This window comes from Roseicyclus marinus, from assembly GCF_030163795.1.
GTDB lineage: Bacteria > Pseudomonadota > Alphaproteobacteria > Rhodobacterales > Rhodobacteraceae > Roseicyclus > Roseicyclus marinus.
In genome coordinates this window covers 381321-396863 of record NZ_JASJOF010000002.1, presented here as the reverse complement: position 1 = coordinate 396863, position 15543 = coordinate 381321, and the positions used below count along the sequence as shown (strand labels likewise).

Sequence of the window (15543 nt, the reverse complement as noted above, 5' to 3'; positions counted from 1 at the left end):
GTGGCGAAATCTGGAAATGGGCGCAATCTTGTGCTATATTACTCGGTAGAACGTCTGTCCGTAACGCACACGCAGGTCTGCCAGCCTGCCCGGTCTTCATCGCCACATATGAACGCTTACGGAAAACCCCGGTTTTCCGGAGGGTTTTTTGTCGCGTGACGCCCGGGAAATGGAAAGGAACCACGAATGACGAAGACCCGGAAGTCGCAAGAGTTCAGCCCCAACGATTATGTTGTGTACCCCGCCCATGGCGTCGGCAAGATCATGTCGATCGAGGAGCAGGAGATCGCTGGCCTCAAGCTCGAACTGTTCGTGGTTTCTTTTGAAAAGGACAAGATGACGCTGCGCGTCCCCACCGCCAAGGCGGTCGAGGTCGGCATGCGTTCCTTGTCCTCCCCCGATGTCGTGTCCAAGGCGATGGATACGCTCAAGGGAAAGGCGCGCGTGAAACGTGCGATGTGGTCGCGCCGGGCGCAGGAATATGAACAGAAGATCAATTCCGGCGACCTGATCTCCATCGCAGAGGTCGTGCGCGACCTGCATCGTGGCGACGACCAGCGCGAGCAATCCTATTCCGAGCGCCAGCTTTACGAAGCCGCGCTGGAGCGTCTGACGCGTGAACTGGCCGCCGTCAAAGGCATGGACGAGGCCGGCGCGCAAAAGCAGGTGGATGCTGTTCTTACGGCGCGCGCGGCGTAAAACCGCTTGAATTCCTTACCTTGGGCCGTCGCACCTGTGGTGCGGCGGCCCTTGTGTTATAATGCCCTTTGGGACCTTGACCCTGTGGGGCCTGTTTTAGGCCGAAGTGTGAGGAAAGATCATGAAACTCCAGTTGTCCGCCACCCTGTTTGCCGCCGGCCTTGCCTTGGCGGCTTGTCAGCCCACCCCCCAAGGCCAGACCGCGCTTGGCGCAGCCTTTGGTGCGGCAGGCGGTTTCGCCCTGTCGGAACTCGTTGATGCCAACCCGGAATGGACGGCTGTTGCCGTTCTGGGCGGTGCGGCGGCCGGTGCCGTCGTGGCTCAGAACCAGGCGACGCGCGAATGCGCCTATGCCGATGGTCGTGGCGGCTATTACGTCGCGCGCTGCTGATACGCATGCTGCGGGCCGGTTCGATGTCCGGCCCGCACAATCCCCCGCTTGCCCCTTGAAGACCGCATCGCTTTGGGCGCAACTGCCGCCCGTAACCCGGCGGGAGGGCAGGCAGTGAAACGATCCCAGATCAACGACATAATGGCAGAGGCGGATGCGTTCATCCGCTCCTTCGGCTTTGTTCTGCCGCCTTTTGCCGCGTGGTCTCCCGACGAGATGCGCGCGAATGCCGACCGCGCCCGCGCCGTGATCGAGGGGCGGATGGGCTGGGACATCACCGATTACGGACAGGGGCGTTATGCCGAGATGGGCCTGTTCCTGTTCACCCTGCGCAATGGGCGGCTCGCGGATCTGCAGCGGGGCGGCGGCATGTGCTACGCCGAGAAGCTGTTGATTTCAAAACAGGATCAGCTGTCGCCGATGCATCGTCATTACCTCAAGGCCGAGGATATCATCAACCGTGGGGGTGCCACGCTGGCGATCGAATTGTACGGATCGGCTCCTGATGGGTCCTTCGACGGAGCGGCCGGAGGGCAGGTGATATGTGACGGGATCGCGCGCGACTATGCGCCGGGCGAGGTTCTGATGCTGGCCCCGGGTGAAAGCGTGACCTTGATGCCGGGCGATTGGCACGCGTTCTGGGGTGAAGGCGGCGATGTGCTGATCGGCGAGGTGTCGACCGTCAACGATGACGAGACCGACAATTGGTTCCGCGAACCTATCGGCCGCTTCGCCGAGGTCGAGGAAGACGTCGCGCCGACGCATCTTCTGGTTTCGGATTACGGACGCTGGTTGGCGTGACCGGATTGGTCTGGCGGTCCGCCTGAAGGCGCACCCTACCCGTTGGTTGCGTCACCGCTCACAACGCCCGCCAGCCGATATCCCGCCGGAACACGCCATCGGGCCAGTCGATCGCATCCACCATGCCATAGGCCCGGTCGCGGGCTTCCTGCAAACTTGCGCCCCGTGCGGTCACGTTCAGGACGCGGCCCCCGTTGGCGCGCCACTTGCCCTCGGCCCGTGCCGTGCCCGCGTGAAACACCATGTGGTGCGAATCTTCCGGCATGCCGTCGAGCCCGTCGATCACGCTGCCCTTGGCGTAGCTGCCCGGATAGCCCTTGGCCGCCATCACGACGGTCATCGCATGGTCCTCGGCCCAGCTGACCTCCATCTCGGCCAGTCGTCCCTCCGCGCAGGCCAGCATCAGGTCAAGCGCCTGTCCCCCCAGACGCATCATCAGCGCCTGGCATTCCGGGTCACCGAAGCGGACGTTGTATTCGACCAGCCGGGGCTGGCCCTCCTTGATCATCAACCCGGCATACAGCACGCCCTGAAAGGGCGTGCCGCGCTTGGCCATTTCCGCGACGGTCGGTTTCACGATCCGCTCCAGCGCCGCCTCGGCCACGGCATCGGTCAGGACGGGGGCGGGCGAATAGGCTCCCATGCCCCCCGTATTGGGGCCGGTATCCCCCTCGCCGATGCGCTTGTGATCCTGCGCCGTGCCGATGGGCAGCACGGTTTCGCCATCCGACAGGACAAAGAAAGACGCTTCCTCGCCCGTCATGAATTCCTCGATCACCACCTCGGCCCCCGCCGCGCCGAAGGCCCCGCCGAACATATCGTCGATGGCGGCATGGGCTTCCTCGATCGTCTCGGCCACGACCACGCCCTTGCCCGCGGCCAGACCATCGGCCTTGACCACGATGGGTGCGCCCTGTGCGCTGACGTAGTCGCGCGCCGCTGCCGCATCGGCAAAGCGCGCCCAGCCCGCGGTTGGGGCCGCGCATGCGTCGCAGATTTCCTTGGTAAAACCTTTGGACGCCTCCAGCTTTGCCGCCGCCGCGGAAGGCCCGAAGGCAAGGATGCCTGCCCCTGCCAAGGCATCGGAAACGCCCGCCGCCAATGGCGCCTCTGGCCCGATGATGACAAAATCGATGGATTCCTCGACCGCGAAAGCAACCACCGCCTCGGGATCGGTCACGTCCAGATCGGCGCAATCGGCGATCATCGCGATGCCGGCATTGCCCGGCGCCACGATCAGCCGGTCGCATTTGGGGTTTTGCAACACGGCCCATGCCAGCGCATGTTCGCGCCCGCCGCCGCCCAGTATCAGGATGTTCACCTTTGCAATCCCCCTTGCTAGTCTTGTGGTGCATTACAAACGGGCAGGGGCGGGCACAACATGGCAAAGACGGATTTCCGGTCGCGCGCGCGGTATGGCCCTGTCCGAGGCCGGATCGGTCAAGATATCTGCCGCGCTTCTCGGCATCGTGCTTGTCTGTGCGGCCCTCATCGGGGTCCTCGGCGCGATGGGCCGGGTCGATGCGCCCCCTCTCGTCTATCTCGTGCTCGGGGTGATCGTGCTGGCCGCTGGATGGGATCTCTGGCGCGAAAGCCGCAAGGACGGGGATCGCTGAAGCATGGATGACCTGATCGAGGAGGGCACACCGGACCCGAATCCCGGCAATGCTCCGGAATTCACCGTTTCGGAAATCTCGGGTGCCGTGAAACGCGCTATCGAAAGCGGCTTTTCCCATGTCCGCGTGCGGGGCGAGATCGGGCGGTTGTCCCTGCCGCGCTCCGGCCACGTCTATCTCGACCTCAAGGATGACCGCAGCGTCCTTGCCTCCGTGATCTGGAAGGGCACCGCCGCCCGCCTCGCCCATCCCCCCGAAGAGGGCATGGAAGTCATCGCCACAGGTCGCCTCACCACCTTTCCCGGTCAGTCGAAATATCAGCTGGTGATCGAGGATCTGCGCCCGGCGGGGGCTGGCGCGCTGATGGCGATGCTGGAAAAGCGCCGCGCGACGCTGGCCGCCGAAGGTCTATTCGACGAGGCGCGCAAGCAGGCGCTGCCGTTCCTGCCCGAAGTGATCGGCGTCGTCACTTCGCCCTCGGGGGCCGTGATCCGTGATATCCTGCACCGCCTGCGAGACCGCTTTCCGCGATCCGTGCTGATCTGGCCCGTCGCGGTTCAGGGCGCGAATTGCGCGCCCGAAGTGGCCCGTGCGATCCGGGGCTTCAACGCGCTGCCCACGGGCGGCCCTGTTCCCCGGCCCGACCTCCTGATCGTTGCGCGCGGGGGCGGCAGCCTTGAGGACCTCTGGGGCTTCAACGAAGAAATCGTGGTCCGCGCCGCCGCGGAAAGCGCGATACCCCTGATTTCTGCCGTCGGACACGAGACGGATACGACCCTGATCGATTTCGCCGCCGATTGGCGCGCGCCCACGCCCACGGCAGCGGCGGAACGCGCCGTGCCTGTTCGGATGGACCTCCTGAACTGGCTGCGCCAGCAAGACGGCATCCTGACCCGTGGCATGACACAGGCCTTGGCGCGTCGGGGGCAGCGTTTGGCCGATCTGTCGCGCGCGCTGCCCCGGCCCGACAGTCTGCTCGATGCGGCCCGCCAAAGGCTCGACCTCGCTGCAGCCGGTCTTGCGCCGGCGCTGCGCCACCGCGCGACATTGGCGCGTGGGCGGCTCGATACGGCGGGCGCGCGGCTGAACCCGGCGCTGGATCGCGCCGTGGCGCGCAAGCGGCTGACGCTTGGGCAGACAGCCGCCCGGCTCAGCCCCGCCACCCTGCAAAGTCTGATCCGGCAGGGGCGCCGCGATCTGGCCGCGCTGGACCGGCGCCTTGACCCTGCGCGCCACGCCCGCCGCCTGACCGAGGCGCGGACACGGCTCGACGATCTGTCGGCGCGCTTTGCCCGCGTTGCGGAAACCGGCCTTGCCCAAAGGCGCGAAAGGCTTGCCGCGCTTGACCGTCTTCACCAGACGCTGGGCTACACCGCGACGCTCGCGCGCGGCTACGCGGTCGTGCGCGCGGGCGAGGCGCTTGTCACCCGCAAATCAGGTGCTGAAACCGAACCCGCGCTCGAGATCGAATTCGCCGATGGCAAACTTGCTGTCACGCCTCTCGGCGCGACGCCCAAACCAGCCACCAAGAAACCCCCGCCCGACAAACCCGGACAAGGCAGCCTCTTTTGATCTTCCGTCTTTGCTTGCCAAATACTCCGGGGGCTTGGGGGCAGAGCCCCCAAACATCACATCACGAACCGCACCCGGCGGTTCAGCGGCAAGTCGCGGATCCGCTCGCCCCTCAGAACGTAGATCGCATTGGCCAGCGCCGGCGCAGCGGGTGGGGTCGCGGGTTCACCGACCCCGCCGATATGGCCCGACGTTTCCAGGATACGCACCGATACCTCCGGCATCTGGCTGATCCTGAGCGCATCGTAATCGGTGTAGTTCCATTGCTGGACTTCGCCGTCCGCAAAGGAAATCTCCTCCATCATCGCCGCTGACAACCCGTAGACAAGGCCGCCCACCATCTGCGCCTCGATGATCGCGGGGTCGAGCGCCGTGCCGACGTCGCAAGCGATCCACGCCCGCGTCAGCGCGATGTCGCCGCCCCTGTCCGCGACTTCGACCACCACGGCCACGGGCGTGTGGAAGGAATGCGTCATCGCGACACCCTTGGCCGTGCCCGGTGGGCGCGGCGCAGTCCATGCCGACATTTCCGCCACCGCGCGCAAAACCCCCGCGCTTGGGCCATGTTCCCGCTCGGCCAGGTCGAGGCGGAAGGCCAGCGGGTCGCGACCTGCAGCGTGGGCCATTTCATCAACGAAGCTCTCCATGAAGAAGCCGTTGAAGGAATTGCCGACCGACCTCCAGAAGCCGACCGGCACGGCAAGGTCGGCCAGATGCCCCGAGACGCGGTAATTCGGGATGGCATAGGGTTGGTTGAAGATCCCTTCCACATGACCCTTGTCGGGGCCGGGCGGGGCGCTGCCGGTCAGGCGTGCCATGGATTGCCGGGTGACAGAGGGGGCCGCGACGCGGCCGTCAAGCGCATGGGCAAAGCCGTTGCGGATCACGCCGCGCATCCGGGCCATCGCGGCGGGGCGGTAGAAATCGTGGCGCATGTCCTCTTCGCGGGACCACGTGACCTGCACCGGCGTGCCTTCCATGGCTTGGGCGACACGGGCTGCGAGAACTGCGAAATCGTATTCCCCGCGTCGGCCGAAGCCGCCGCCCATATAGGTGACATGGCAGGTGACCTGTTCGGGATCGAGGCCCAAGGCCTCTGCTGCGGCGCGTTCCGCGAAACCGGGGGCTTGGCTGCCGGTCCAGATGTCCAGCCTGTCACCGGTGAAATGGGCGGTCGCATTCATCGGTTCCATCGTGGCATGCGCCAGCCACGGCACAGTGTATTCCGCATCGATCACGCGGTCGGACGGATTGTCGGCGGCGGCGTCCACGTCGCCCACATCGCGAAGCGTGGAATTGGGCGGATCGTCCAGCGCCGCGCGGATCACGTCCATCAGCGCGTCGGAGGATGCGGGATAGGGGGCTGCGCCCCAGTCGATCCGCACCGCTTCGGCAGCTTGCATGGCGAGCCAAGTGTTTGAGGCGACGACAGCAATTCCGGTTCCAAGATCGATCACACGCTCGACCCCCGGCATCGCCAGCGCCTCGGTCGCGTCGAAGGACAGCATCGGCCCGCCAAGGCGCGGGTTCATCCGGACGGTGACGAAACGCATCCCGGGCAGACGCACGTCGATCCCGAAGCGCGCCGTGCCTGTGACCTTTTCCACCATGTCGAGACGCGGCATGGACCGGCCAAGATATTTCCACTCGGACGCGGGACGCAGGTCCACCCGGCGCGGCGGGTCGATCGCGGCGGCATCGGTGGCAAGGTCTTGGTAGGACAATTCGGTGCCGTCTTGCGCGATCACGCGGCCATCGCGGGTGGTGAGCGTATCGATCCCGACCCCGAGGCGTGTGGCGGCGGCTTGTTTGAGCACCTCGCGCGCGGTCGCGCCGGCTTGGCGCAGCTTGTCATAGGCGTCGAGCGTGGAGGTAGAACCGCCCGTGACCTGCAGGCCGATGGTCTTGGGGATGATCGACATCGCCTCGATCATCATCTCTTGCCAGGCGGTGCGGTCATAATCGGTGGAGGGGAGCGCGTGGCTCATAAGTCCCGCATTATAATAGGCTTTTGCCGCCGGGCCGTGGATCACGCGGATCTGGTCCCAGGCCACGTCCAGTTCCTCGGCGACGAGCGCGGGCAGGGTCGTGTAGACGCCTTGGCCCATCTCGGCGCGGGCGGCGATCAGGGTCACGCCCTGTCCGTCGATGATGATCCAGGGGTTGAGCGTCACCTCGCCCTCGCCGGGGTCCAGCGGGTTCGGCAGGTCGCGGCGGTATTGCCAAACGCCGAAGGCGACGCCGCCTGCGACGGCGGCCGATCCGATCAGGAAGCTGCGGCGCGCGATCTTGCCCCAATTCGGCATCCCTCAGCCCTCCCGCAGGGTGGTGGCGGCCGCGTGGATCGCGGCGCGGATGCGGGGATAGGTCCCACAGCGGCAGAGGTTTCCGGCCATGGCATCGTCGATGTCGGCATCGGTGGGGTTTGGATTTCTGGAAAGAAGATCAGCGGCTTGGACGATCTGGCCCGACTGGCAATAGCCGCATTGCGCGACCTGGTGGTCGATCCAGGCCTGTTGCAAGGAGTGCAGCGCGTCGGGCGTGCCTAGCCCCTCGATCGTCGTGACCGGGCCCCAGACATCGGCGAGCGCGATCTGGCAGGAGCGGACGGCCTGTCCGTCGATCTGGACGGTGCAGGCCCCACAGGCGGCGACGCCGCAGCCGTATTTGGTGCCGGTCAGTCCAAGTTCGTCACGCAACACCCACAAAAGCGGAACGTTATCAGGGAGTTGCACTTCGTGGACGGTGCCGTTCACGGTCAGGGAGATGGCCATGGTTCCTCCACCCGGGTTACGCGTCACAGGGTAGAGGTGCGTATCCTTGCGTCAACGGGCAAGGGCGGCGGACGCCACGTCAATGGGTGGCACCGGACCAGATATTGAGGACAAGAACGCCCGCGACGATCAGGCCAATGCCAAGAATGGCTGGCAGATCAAGCCTTTGGCCGTAGACGACCCAGCCGATGAGCGTGACGGCGGCGACGCCCACGCCGGACCAGATCGCATAGGTGATGCCGAGCGGGATGGTGCGCAGAACCTGCGCCAGAAGGTAGAAGGCGAACCCATAGCCGAGGATCACAAGGAGACTGGGACCCAGCCGCGTGAAGCCGTCGGAGGCCTTGAGCGCGGTGGTGCCGACGACTTCGCCCGCGATGGCGAGGATGAGGTAGATCCAGGGCATGAGCGGGCCTTCATCGTTAAGAAAGGGTGGAAAAACAGCGCAGTTTCTTAACGAAACCTTGCCGTTTTTCGCTTCGGTTCCCCGAAGGTTACCGTTTCCTTACCGCCCCCGGATGCGCGGGTCGAGCGCGTCGCGCAGACCGTCGCCGATGTAATTGACCGAGAGCACCGTCAGCGAGATCGCCATGCCCGGCCAGATCACGCGCTCGGGATGCTGGGTCAGCCAATCGGTCGCATCGAACAGGAGCCGTCCCCAGGTCGGGAAGTCGGAGGGGAAGCCAAGGCCGAGGAAGGAGAGCGCAGATTCGGTGATGATCGCGTTGGCGATGCCGAGCGTCGCGGAGACCATGATCGGCGACATGACATTGGGCAGGAGGTGGCGGGTGATCATCCGGTGGCTGGGCGTGCCGATGGAGCGGGCGGCGAGGACGAATTCGCGTTCCTTGAGTGCCAGAACCTCGGCGCGGACGACGCGGGCCGTCTGCATCCACGAGGTCACGCCGATCATCACCACGATCAGGATGAAGATCCCGCCCTCGGGGCCGAAGCTGGCGCGCAGGGGGTCGCGGAAGAGCATGATGGTGACGAGCAGGAGCGGCAGAAGCGGCATGGCGAGAAACAGGTCGGTCGTCCGCATCAGGAGGCCGTCGAGCTTCTTGAAATAACCCGCAAGCACACCGATCAGCGAGCCGAGGAAGAGCGCCAGCGCCATGGCGGTCAGACCGACGGCGATGGAGGTCTGGCCGCCCGCCATCATGCGGGCCATCGTGTCGCGGCCAAGCTGGTCGGCGCCCATGGGGTGGGCGAGGCTGGGCCCCGAATTGCGGGCGCGGATGTCGATGAATTGCGGATCAATCCTCCAGATCTGCGGACCGATGAAGACAAAGAGAAGCGCGAAGATGAAAAAGCCAAGGCCGAAGAGCGCGCCCTTGTGCGTCTTGAACTGGTCCCAGACATCCCACCACTGGTTGCGGGGAGCGCGGTAGGCTTCGAATTCCATCGCCTTCGGCTTGGGGCCTGTGGTGTCAGTCATAGCGGATCCTCGGGTCGAGCACGCCATAGAGCAAATCGGCGATGAGGCTGAACAAAACGATCAGCACGGCGAAGATGAAGGAGACGGTCTGCACCACGGGCACGTCGCCGCCCTGGATCGCGATGATCAGAAGCTGGCCGATGCCGTTCACCTTGAACACCTGTTCGGTGATGATCGCGCCGCCGAAGACAGCAGGCACGTTCAGCGCGATGACGGTGACGACCGGGATCATCGAATTCTTGAGGACATGGACCAGCACCACGACCTTTTCATTGAGGCCCTTGGCGCGCGCGGTGCGGACGTAATCCTGATTGAGGTTGTCGAGCATGGAGGCGCGCAGGTAGCGGCTGATCTGGCTGGCGTTGAACAGGCCCAGCACCATCACGGGCATGATGATCTGTTTGAGTTGCACCACGAAACTGTCCCAATCGGTGACGACATGCGTGGTGTCATAGACCGACGGGAACCAGCCGAGGTTCACCGCGAAGATCACGATGAAGAGGACGCCGGTGAAGAAGGTGGGGACCGAGAAGCCGACCATCGAGATGAAGGTGCCGACCTGATCGAAGACCGAGTATTGGCGGTAGGCCGAGATGATGCCCAGCGGCAGGGCGATCAGGATGCCGACGATATAGGAGGTGCCCACGACCCAGAGCGTCTGGGGCATGCGCTGCACGATCAGTTCCATCACCGGGCTGCGGGTCTGATACGAGATGATGCGCGGCCCGTCGGGTGCGATCTGCCAGCCGGTGGCATTCTCGATCAGGTGGAGCGGCTCGTCCCAGACCATGAGCTTGAGCCATTTGACATACTGGACCATGACCGGGTCGTTCACGCCGAGGCTTTCGCGGATCTGTTCGCGCACTTCGGGCGGGATGGTCAGGGGCAGGCCCGCCGTCGGATCGGAGGGCGACAGTTTGACGATCAGAAAGATGATGAAACTGATGAACAGAAGCGTCGGGATCGCAAGGATCAGCCGTCGGATCGTGTAGGTCAGCATGGGCCAACGCCTCGGGTCATGGGTTTCGGGTCAGGGTTTGTCATGAAATGGCCCGCGCCACGAAGGGCGGCGCGGGCCGGTGTCAGATCAGGCGATCACTCGGCGCGACGCCAGTCCATGATGTTCCACAGCTCGCTGTCCCAGTCGGACATCAGGTGGCCTTCGAGGGTGGCGGCACGGGCCGACACGCCGCCACGGTGGACGAGCGGGATGATCGAGTAGCGGACAAGCATGTCGTTCATCTCGCGCGCAAGGCGGCCGCGTTCCTCGAGGTCGGCGGTGGTGGCCATTTCGGCGATCAGGGCGTCATAGGCCGGATCGCAGAAGCGCTGGATGTTGGTGCCCTGCCACTGGGTCTGCGGACGGGGCCAGCTGTCGCAAGCCCAGTCAGCCATGTAGGCCTGCGGGTCCACACCGGCGAAGTTGTTGGTGTACATCTCCACGTCGGCATAGAACTTCTGGAACGTGTCCGGAGAAGCCGGATCGCCGCCGAAGAAGACCGAGGCGTCGATGTTGCGCAGTTCGGTGTCGATGCCGATTTCCGCCCACCACTGCTTGATCAGCGCCTGCGTGTCCTGACGGACGGCGTTGGTCGAGGTCTGGTAGAGCACGCGCATCGGGATGCCGTTGTATTCCCGGATGCCGTCGCCATCGGTGTCCATGTGGCCGGCTGCATCGAGAAGCGCATTGGCGCCTGCGATGTCCTGCACGAGGCATCCGTCATTGGCCGTCGAGGCATAGAGCGCGGGTGCGGGCAGCACGTTGCAGGTGGGCTGACCACCGGCACCGTAGCCGATTTCCACGATCAGCGCGCGGTCGATGGCCATGGACATCGCCTGGCCGATGACCGGATCGGTCAGGAAGGGATGCGCGCCGCCTTCGGCGGTGGAGCGGGTATCGCCCAGTGCCGGGTCGGGGTTGGTCTGGTTGAGGTGGATCCGTTCGACCGAGGTGCCGAAGGCGACTTCGACCACGCAGCGGCCCTGTGCCTCCATGCCGGCGAGAATGCTGGGGTCCATCTGCAGGTTCCAGGCGTAGTCGAATTCGCCGGTTTCGCAGACCGAGCGCGCCGCTGCCGTCGCATCGCCGCCGCCCTTGAAGGTGACGGTGCCGAAATACGGACGGTCGGGGAAGCGGAAGTTCGGGTTCGCCGACAGTTCGATCACGTCGTTGGGACGGAATTCATCGACCACGAAGGGGCCGGTGCCGATCGGGCCGAAATTCGCATCGGTGCATTCGGGCGCGCGGGCGCCGAGGCATTCGGCGAATTGCGCGGCCTGGATCACGGGGGATTCCGAACCGACGAAGGCGGTGTACGGGAAGGGGGTAGCGTCTGCGAAGGAGATGCGCAGGGTCCGGTCATCGACCGCCTCGATCGCCGTCACGCCGTCGAAATAGGAGGATTGCGCGCATCCGCCTTCGGGATGGGTGCAGTATTCCCAGGTGAAGATGAAATCGGCGGGCGTGAGCGCGGAGCCATCCGACCAGGTGATGCCTTCGGCGATGGTCCAGGTGATCGAGGTCAGATCCTCGGACACGCCGCCGTTTTCAACCGTCGGCACGCTTTCGGCGAGCCATGGCACGATGGTGCCGTCCTGATTGAAGCGCGCGAGCGATTCGAGGATCAGCGAGGAGGATTCGATCTCCTTGGTGCCGCCCGAGAGATACGGGTTCAGCGTCGAGGGCGCTTGCCAGTAGATGATGTTGAGATGGCCCGACGAGCCGCGTTCGGCCAGTGCTGCCGCGGGGGCAAGCACGAGCGCGGTCGCGCCGAGCAGCAGGGAAGTACGTGTCATTTTCTGTCTCTCTCTCCTTGTTGGATGCTCATGCCCCAACGGTTTGTGCCGCGTTGCCCGCGGTCTGGCTTGTTGTCTCGTTATAGAGGTGGCAGGCGACGAAGCGGCCCGGCTTGACCTCGGCCACCTCGGGGTCGAGGCGGCGGCAGATGTCCATCGCCACGGGGCAGCGGGTCGAGAAATTGCAGCCCTTGGGCGGGTTCGCGGGGCTGGGCACGTCGCCTTGCAAGATGGTGCGGTTGGCGCTGTCATGGGCCACCGGATCGGGTTCGGGCACGGCCGACAGGAGCGCCTTGGTATAGGGGTGGAGCGGATCGTCGTAGAGACCGTCGCGCGGCCCGATCTCGGCCACCTTGCCCAGATACATCACCACCACGCGGTCGGCGATGTGGCGCACCATCGAGAGGTCGTGGGAGATGAAGAGATAGGTGAGGCCGAGGCGGTCCTGGAGTTCTTCCAGAAGATTGACGACCTGAGCCTGGATCGACACGTCGAGCGCGGCGATGGGTTCGTCGCAGACGATGAATTTGGGGTTGAGCGCAAGCGCGCGGGCGATGCCGATGCGCTGGCGCTGACCGCCGGAAAATTCATGCGGGTAGCGGTTGGCGAAATCGCGGTTGAGGCCAACGGCATCCATCAGTTCGTAGATGCGGTCGAGCCGGTCCTTGGCCGACATCTTGCCATGTTCCATCAGCGGTTCGCCGATGATGCCCGCGACCGTCATGCGGGGGTTGAGCGAGGCTTGGGGGTCCTGGAACACCATCTGCATCTTGGGGCGCAGGCGGCGCAGCTTGTCGAAGGGGGCGTGGGCGATTTCCTCGCCGTCGATGATGATCGAGCCGCTGGTGGGTTCGTAAAGGCGCAGGACGGCGCGGCCGCAGGTGGATTTGCCGCAACCGGATTCGCCCACGAGGCCCAGCGTCTCGCCCTCGAAAATGTCGAAGCTGACGTCATCGACGGCTTTCACCGCGCCGGTGACGCGGCGCAGGAGGCCCGAGCGGATCGGGAAATGCATCTTGAGGTTCTTGACCTCGACCAGCTTTTTCGGGGTTCCCGTGTCACGCATGGCGCGGTGCCCCCGTCTTGAAATCCCAAAAACAGGCCGCGTCATGGGCCGGGCCGACATCGAAGCGAACGGGGTTTTCCGACGCGCAGCGGTCGAAGGCCTGCGGGCAGCGGTCACGGAAGGGGCAGCTTTCGGGGGCCTTGGACAGGATCGGCGGCTGGCCCTGGATCACGCGGAGCTTTTCCTGCCGGTCGCCCCGGATATTGGGGACGGTTTCCAGCAGCATCCGCGTGTAGGGGTGCTGCGGGTTGGCGAACAATTCGCGCACCGGGGCCTGTTCCACGACCTGCCCGCCGTACATGACCATGACGCGGTCGGCGATGCCCGCGATCACGCCGAGGTCATGGGTGATCCAGACGATGGCCATGCCGAGTTTCTGGCGCAGATCCTTGATCAGTTCGAGGATCTGGGCCTGGATCGTCACGTCGAGCGCGGTGGTGGGTTCATCGGCGATCAGCACCTTGGGGTCGCAGGCAAGCGCGATGGCGATCATCACGCGCTGGCGCATCCCGCCGGAAAACTGGTGGGGGTAATCGTCGAGGCGGCGGCGGGCATCGGGGATGCCCACCAGTTCGAGCAGTTCGACCGCGCGGTTGGCGGCTTGCGCCTTGTTCAGGCCCATGTGGGTGCGCAGCGGCTCGATGATCTGGTAGCCGACGGTGAAGACCGGGTTGAGGCTGGTCATCGGGTCTTGGAAGACCATGCCGATCCGGGCGCCGCGAATGGCGCGCATCGTATCCTCGGACACGCGGGCGAGGTCCTGCCCTTCGAACATGACGCTGCCGCCCCGGATCTCGGCGGGGGGCATGGGCAGCAGGCGGATCAGCGACATCATGGTCACCGATTTGCCGGAGCCGGATTCGCCCACGACGCCAAGGAGTTCACCGGATTTCAGCGTGAAGCTCACGTCATTGACGGCATGAACCTCGCCCCGCCTTGTGCGGAAAACGGTCTTGAGGTCCTTGACGTCAAGGACAAAGGGCGTGGCCCCGTCGGGCATCGTCAGATGCTCCCCTACCTGTTGGTGCGCCACCTCTTGTCGATGCTTGGGTGGCTGCAATCGATGATGACGCTAACATGAAAATGTCCCCCCGCAAGACGCAATCGCCGGAAGTTGCATCCGCTTTCGGCAGGTGCCTAATGGTTGTGCAGGAATTCCGGCGCGGGCTTGACGGCCCGGCACGGCTGGCACAGGGTCGGGCCACAACTTTCCCCGGAGCGTTCCATGACCGATGTCCTGAGTCCCCGGGCCCTGCTCGACAGGCTCGTGTCCTTTCCCACTGTCAGCCGCGACAGCAATTTGCCGCTGGTCGATTGGGTGGAGGAGTATCTTGCCGGTCACGGCATCGCCTGCCACCGCGATCTTGACCCGACCGGCACCAAGGCAAGCCTTTATGCCCATGTCGGCCCGAAGGTCGCGGGCGGCGTGATCTTGTCGGGGCATACCGATGTCGTGCCGGTCGATGGACAGGCCTGGAACACCGACCCGTTCAGCGTGGTTGAAAAGGACGGCAAGCTGTTCGGGCGCGGCACCTGCGACATGAAAGGATTCGACGCGCTGGCGATCTGGGCCACGGTCGAGGCACACAGGCGCGGCGTGAAGCGGCCGCTACAACTGTGCCTGAGCCGTGACGAGGAGATCGGCTGCACCGGCGCGCCGCCGATGATCGAAGCGATGCAGGCGCACATGCCCAAGGCGGCGCTGGCCATCATCGGGGAGCCGACCGAATGGGGCATCGTGAACGGCCACAAGGGGGGCGTGGGGTTCGATCTGCATTTCCACGGGTTCGAGGTGCATTCCTCGATCGCCTATAAAGGCGTGTCGGCGGTGATGGAGGCCGCCCGGCTGATCGATTGGGCGAACCGGGTGAACGAGGAGAACGCGGAAAAGGCCGATCCGGCGAACGATTACGACCCGCCCTACACGACGCTGCATGTGGGCATGATCCAAGGCGGCACGGCGCATAACATCACGGCCAAGGATTGCACATTCGTGCTGTCGGCGCGGACGGTTCCGGCAGAGCCCAACGCGCACTGGGCCGAGCGGATCCTTGCGGAGATCGCGCGGATCGAGGCGGGGATGAAGGCGGTGCGGCCGGAGGCGGGCATCACCGTCGTGCCACGTTGGGACATTCCGGGCCTGCGCGCCGAGGAGGATGGCGCGGCAGAAACGTTGATCCGTCGCCTGACCGGCGAGAACGGCACGGGCGTGGTGAGCTACGGGACCGAGGCCGGGCAGTTTCAGGATGCGGGCTATTCCGCCATCGTTTGTGGGCCCGGCAATATCGCGCAGGCCCATCAACCCAATGAATACATTTATGTCGAGCAACTGACCAAGGGCCATGCCTTCATGGAAAAGCTGCTTGGCGTGTTGAACGAAGGATGACGAC

Annotated in this window: 15 protein-coding genes; 6 read left to right on the top strand and 9 right to left on the bottom strand. The window is 64.9% G+C overall.

The genetic code is table 11. The annotated features are described in order from the left end of the window. The first annotated feature begins 186 nt into the window (after positions 1–186). The 3 genes from QQK63_RS04715 (at position 187) to QQK63_RS04705 (ending at position 1891) form a co-directional block, all read left to right on the top strand. Positions 187–699 (top strand): CarD family transcriptional regulator, encoded by a 513-nt coding sequence (locus QQK63_RS04715; protein ID WP_277827037.1) that lies wholly within the window; start codon positions 187–189, stop codon positions 697–699. A 121-nt stretch (positions 700–820) separates the two neighbouring features. Next, complete coding sequence (locus tag QQK63_RS04710) at positions 821–1090, top strand: YMGG-like glycine zipper-containing protein (RefSeq protein ID WP_277827039.1); 270 nt, start codon at positions 821–823, stop codon at positions 1088–1090. A 114-nt stretch (positions 1091–1204) separates the two neighbouring features. Then, the gene (locus QQK63_RS04705; protein ID WP_277827041.1) at positions 1205–1891 is read left to right on the top strand and encodes a D-lyxose/D-mannose family sugar isomerase; all 687 of its coding nucleotides are present in this window, start codon (positions 1205–1207) and stop codon (positions 1889–1891) included. 58 nt (positions 1892–1949) lie between these two features. Here the strand turns inward: QQK63_RS04705 and purD are convergent, their stop codons facing one another. Next, entirely contained in the window at positions 1950–3212 is a 1263-nt protein-coding gene (gene purD / locus QQK63_RS04700) for a phosphoribosylamine--glycine ligase (protein ID WP_277827043.1), read from the bottom strand. Here purD and QQK63_RS04695 point away from each other — a divergent pair. Together QQK63_RS04695 and xseA are read left to right on the top strand one after the other, a co-directional pair. Continuing rightward, positions 3205–3507 carry a hypothetical protein gene (locus tag QQK63_RS04695; RefSeq protein WP_277827045.1) on the top strand — a complete coding sequence of 101 codons (303 nt, stop codon included), beginning with the start codon at positions 3205–3207 and terminating at the stop codon, positions 3505–3507. The two genes, purD and QQK63_RS04695, sit on opposite strands and share 8 nt — an antisense overlap. Positions 3508–3510: 3 nt before the next feature. Further along, complete coding sequence (xseA, locus tag QQK63_RS04690; RefSeq protein WP_277827047.1) at positions 3511–5079, top strand: exodeoxyribonuclease VII large subunit; 1569 nt, start codon at positions 3511–3513, stop codon at positions 5077–5079. A gap of 56 nt (positions 5080–5135) precedes the next feature. Here the strand turns inward: xseA and QQK63_RS04685 are convergent, their stop codons facing one another. From QQK63_RS04685 to QQK63_RS04650, 8 genes are all read right to left on the bottom strand, one after another. Further along, positions 5136–7385 carry a xanthine dehydrogenase family protein molybdopterin-binding subunit gene (locus QQK63_RS04685; protein ID WP_277827049.1) on the bottom strand — a complete coding sequence of 750 codons (2250 nt, stop codon included), beginning with the start codon at positions 7383–7385 and terminating at the stop codon, positions 5136–5138. Positions 7386–7388: 3 nt separating this feature from the next. Further along, positions 7389–7853, bottom strand: a complete 465-nt coding sequence (locus QQK63_RS04680) for a (2Fe-2S)-binding protein (protein ID WP_277827052.1) — start codon at positions 7851–7853, stop codon at positions 7389–7391. Between the two features lie 79 nt (positions 7854–7932). Further along, complete coding sequence (locus QQK63_RS04675; protein ID WP_277827054.1) at positions 7933–8259, bottom strand: DMT family transporter; 327 nt, start codon at positions 8257–8259, stop codon at positions 7933–7935. Between the two features lie 99 nt (positions 8260–8358). Continuing rightward, positions 8359–9291: an ABC transporter permease gene (locus QQK63_RS04670; protein WP_277827056.1), complete on the bottom strand. Its 933-nt coding sequence runs from the start codon at positions 9289–9291 to the stop codon at positions 8359–8361. Continuing rightward, positions 9284–10291, bottom strand: a complete 1008-nt coding sequence (locus tag QQK63_RS04665; RefSeq protein WP_277827058.1) for an ABC transporter permease — start codon at positions 10289–10291, stop codon at positions 9284–9286. The genes QQK63_RS04670 and QQK63_RS04665 overlap by 8 nt, the downstream gene beginning before the upstream one ends. A gap of 95 nt (positions 10292–10386) precedes the next feature. Then, entirely contained in the window at positions 10387–12087 is a 1701-nt protein-coding gene (locus QQK63_RS04660; RefSeq protein WP_277827060.1) for a peptide ABC transporter substrate-binding protein, read from the bottom strand. 28 nt (positions 12088–12115) lie between these two features. After that, entirely contained in the window at positions 12116–13153 is a 1038-nt protein-coding gene (locus QQK63_RS04655; RefSeq protein ID WP_277827063.1) for an ABC transporter ATP-binding protein, read from the bottom strand. Continuing rightward, the gene (locus QQK63_RS04650) at positions 13146–14153 is read right to left on the bottom strand and encodes an ABC transporter ATP-binding protein (RefSeq protein ID WP_277827065.1); all 1008 of its coding nucleotides are present in this window, start codon (positions 14151–14153) and stop codon (positions 13146–13148) included. Before QQK63_RS04650 ends, QQK63_RS04655 begins: the two co-directional genes overlap by 8 nt. Before the next feature lie 225 nt (positions 14154–14378). On the opposite strand from QQK63_RS04650, the gene argE reads away from it, so the two are divergent. Continuing rightward, positions 14379–15539, top strand: a complete 1161-nt coding sequence (gene argE / locus QQK63_RS04645; protein ID WP_277827067.1) for an acetylornithine deacetylase — start codon at positions 14379–14381, stop codon at positions 15537–15539. Positions 15540–15543 lie beyond the last annotated feature (4 nt).

What these genes read in the sequence shown, in the direction of transcription:
- QQK63_RS04715 (WP_277827037.1), top strand. Translation starts at nt 187, where the DNA reads ATGACGAAGACCCGGAAGTCGCAAGAGTTCAGCCCCAACGATTATGTT.
- QQK63_RS04710 (WP_277827039.1), top strand. Translation starts at nt 821, where the DNA reads ATGAAACTCCAGTTGTCCGCCACCCTGTTTGCCGCCGGCCTTGCCTTG.
- QQK63_RS04695 (WP_277827045.1), top strand. Translation starts at nt 3,205, where the DNA reads ATGTTCACCTTTGCAATCCCCCTTGCTAGTCTTGTGGTGCATTACAAA.
- xseA (WP_277827047.1), top strand. Translation starts at nt 3,511, where the DNA reads ATGGATGACCTGATCGAGGAGGGCACACCGGACCCGAATCCCGGCAAT.
- QQK63_RS04685 (WP_277827049.1), bottom strand. Translation starts at nt 7,385, where the DNA reads ATGCCGAATTGGGGCAAGATCGCGCGCCGCAGCTTCCTGATCGGATCG.
- QQK63_RS04680 (WP_277827052.1), bottom strand. Translation starts at nt 7,853, where the DNA reads ATGGCCATCTCCCTGACCGTGAACGGCACCGTCCACGAAGTGCAACTC.
- QQK63_RS04675 (WP_277827054.1), bottom strand. Translation starts at nt 8,259, where the DNA reads ATGCCCTGGATCTACCTCATCCTCGCCATCGCGGGCGAAGTCGTCGGC.
- QQK63_RS04670 (WP_277827056.1), bottom strand. Translation starts at nt 9,291, where the DNA reads ATGACTGACACCACAGGCCCCAAGCCGAAGGCGATGGAATTCGAAGCC.
- QQK63_RS04665 (WP_277827058.1), bottom strand. Translation starts at nt 10,291, where the DNA reads ATGCTGACCTACACGATCCGACGGCTGATCCTTGCGATCCCGACGCTT.
- QQK63_RS04660 (WP_277827060.1), bottom strand. Translation starts at nt 12,087, where the DNA reads ATGACACGTACTTCCCTGCTGCTCGGCGCGACCGCGCTCGTGCTTGCC.
- QQK63_RS04655 (WP_277827063.1), bottom strand. Translation starts at nt 13,153, where the DNA reads ATGCGTGACACGGGAACCCCGAAAAAGCTGGTCGAGGTCAAGAACCTC.
- QQK63_RS04650 (WP_277827065.1), bottom strand. Translation starts at nt 14,153, where the DNA reads ATGCCCGACGGGGCCACGCCCTTTGTCCTTGACGTCAAGGACCTCAAG.
- argE (WP_277827067.1), top strand. Translation starts at nt 14,379, where the DNA reads ATGACCGATGTCCTGAGTCCCCGGGCCCTGCTCGACAGGCTCGTGTCC.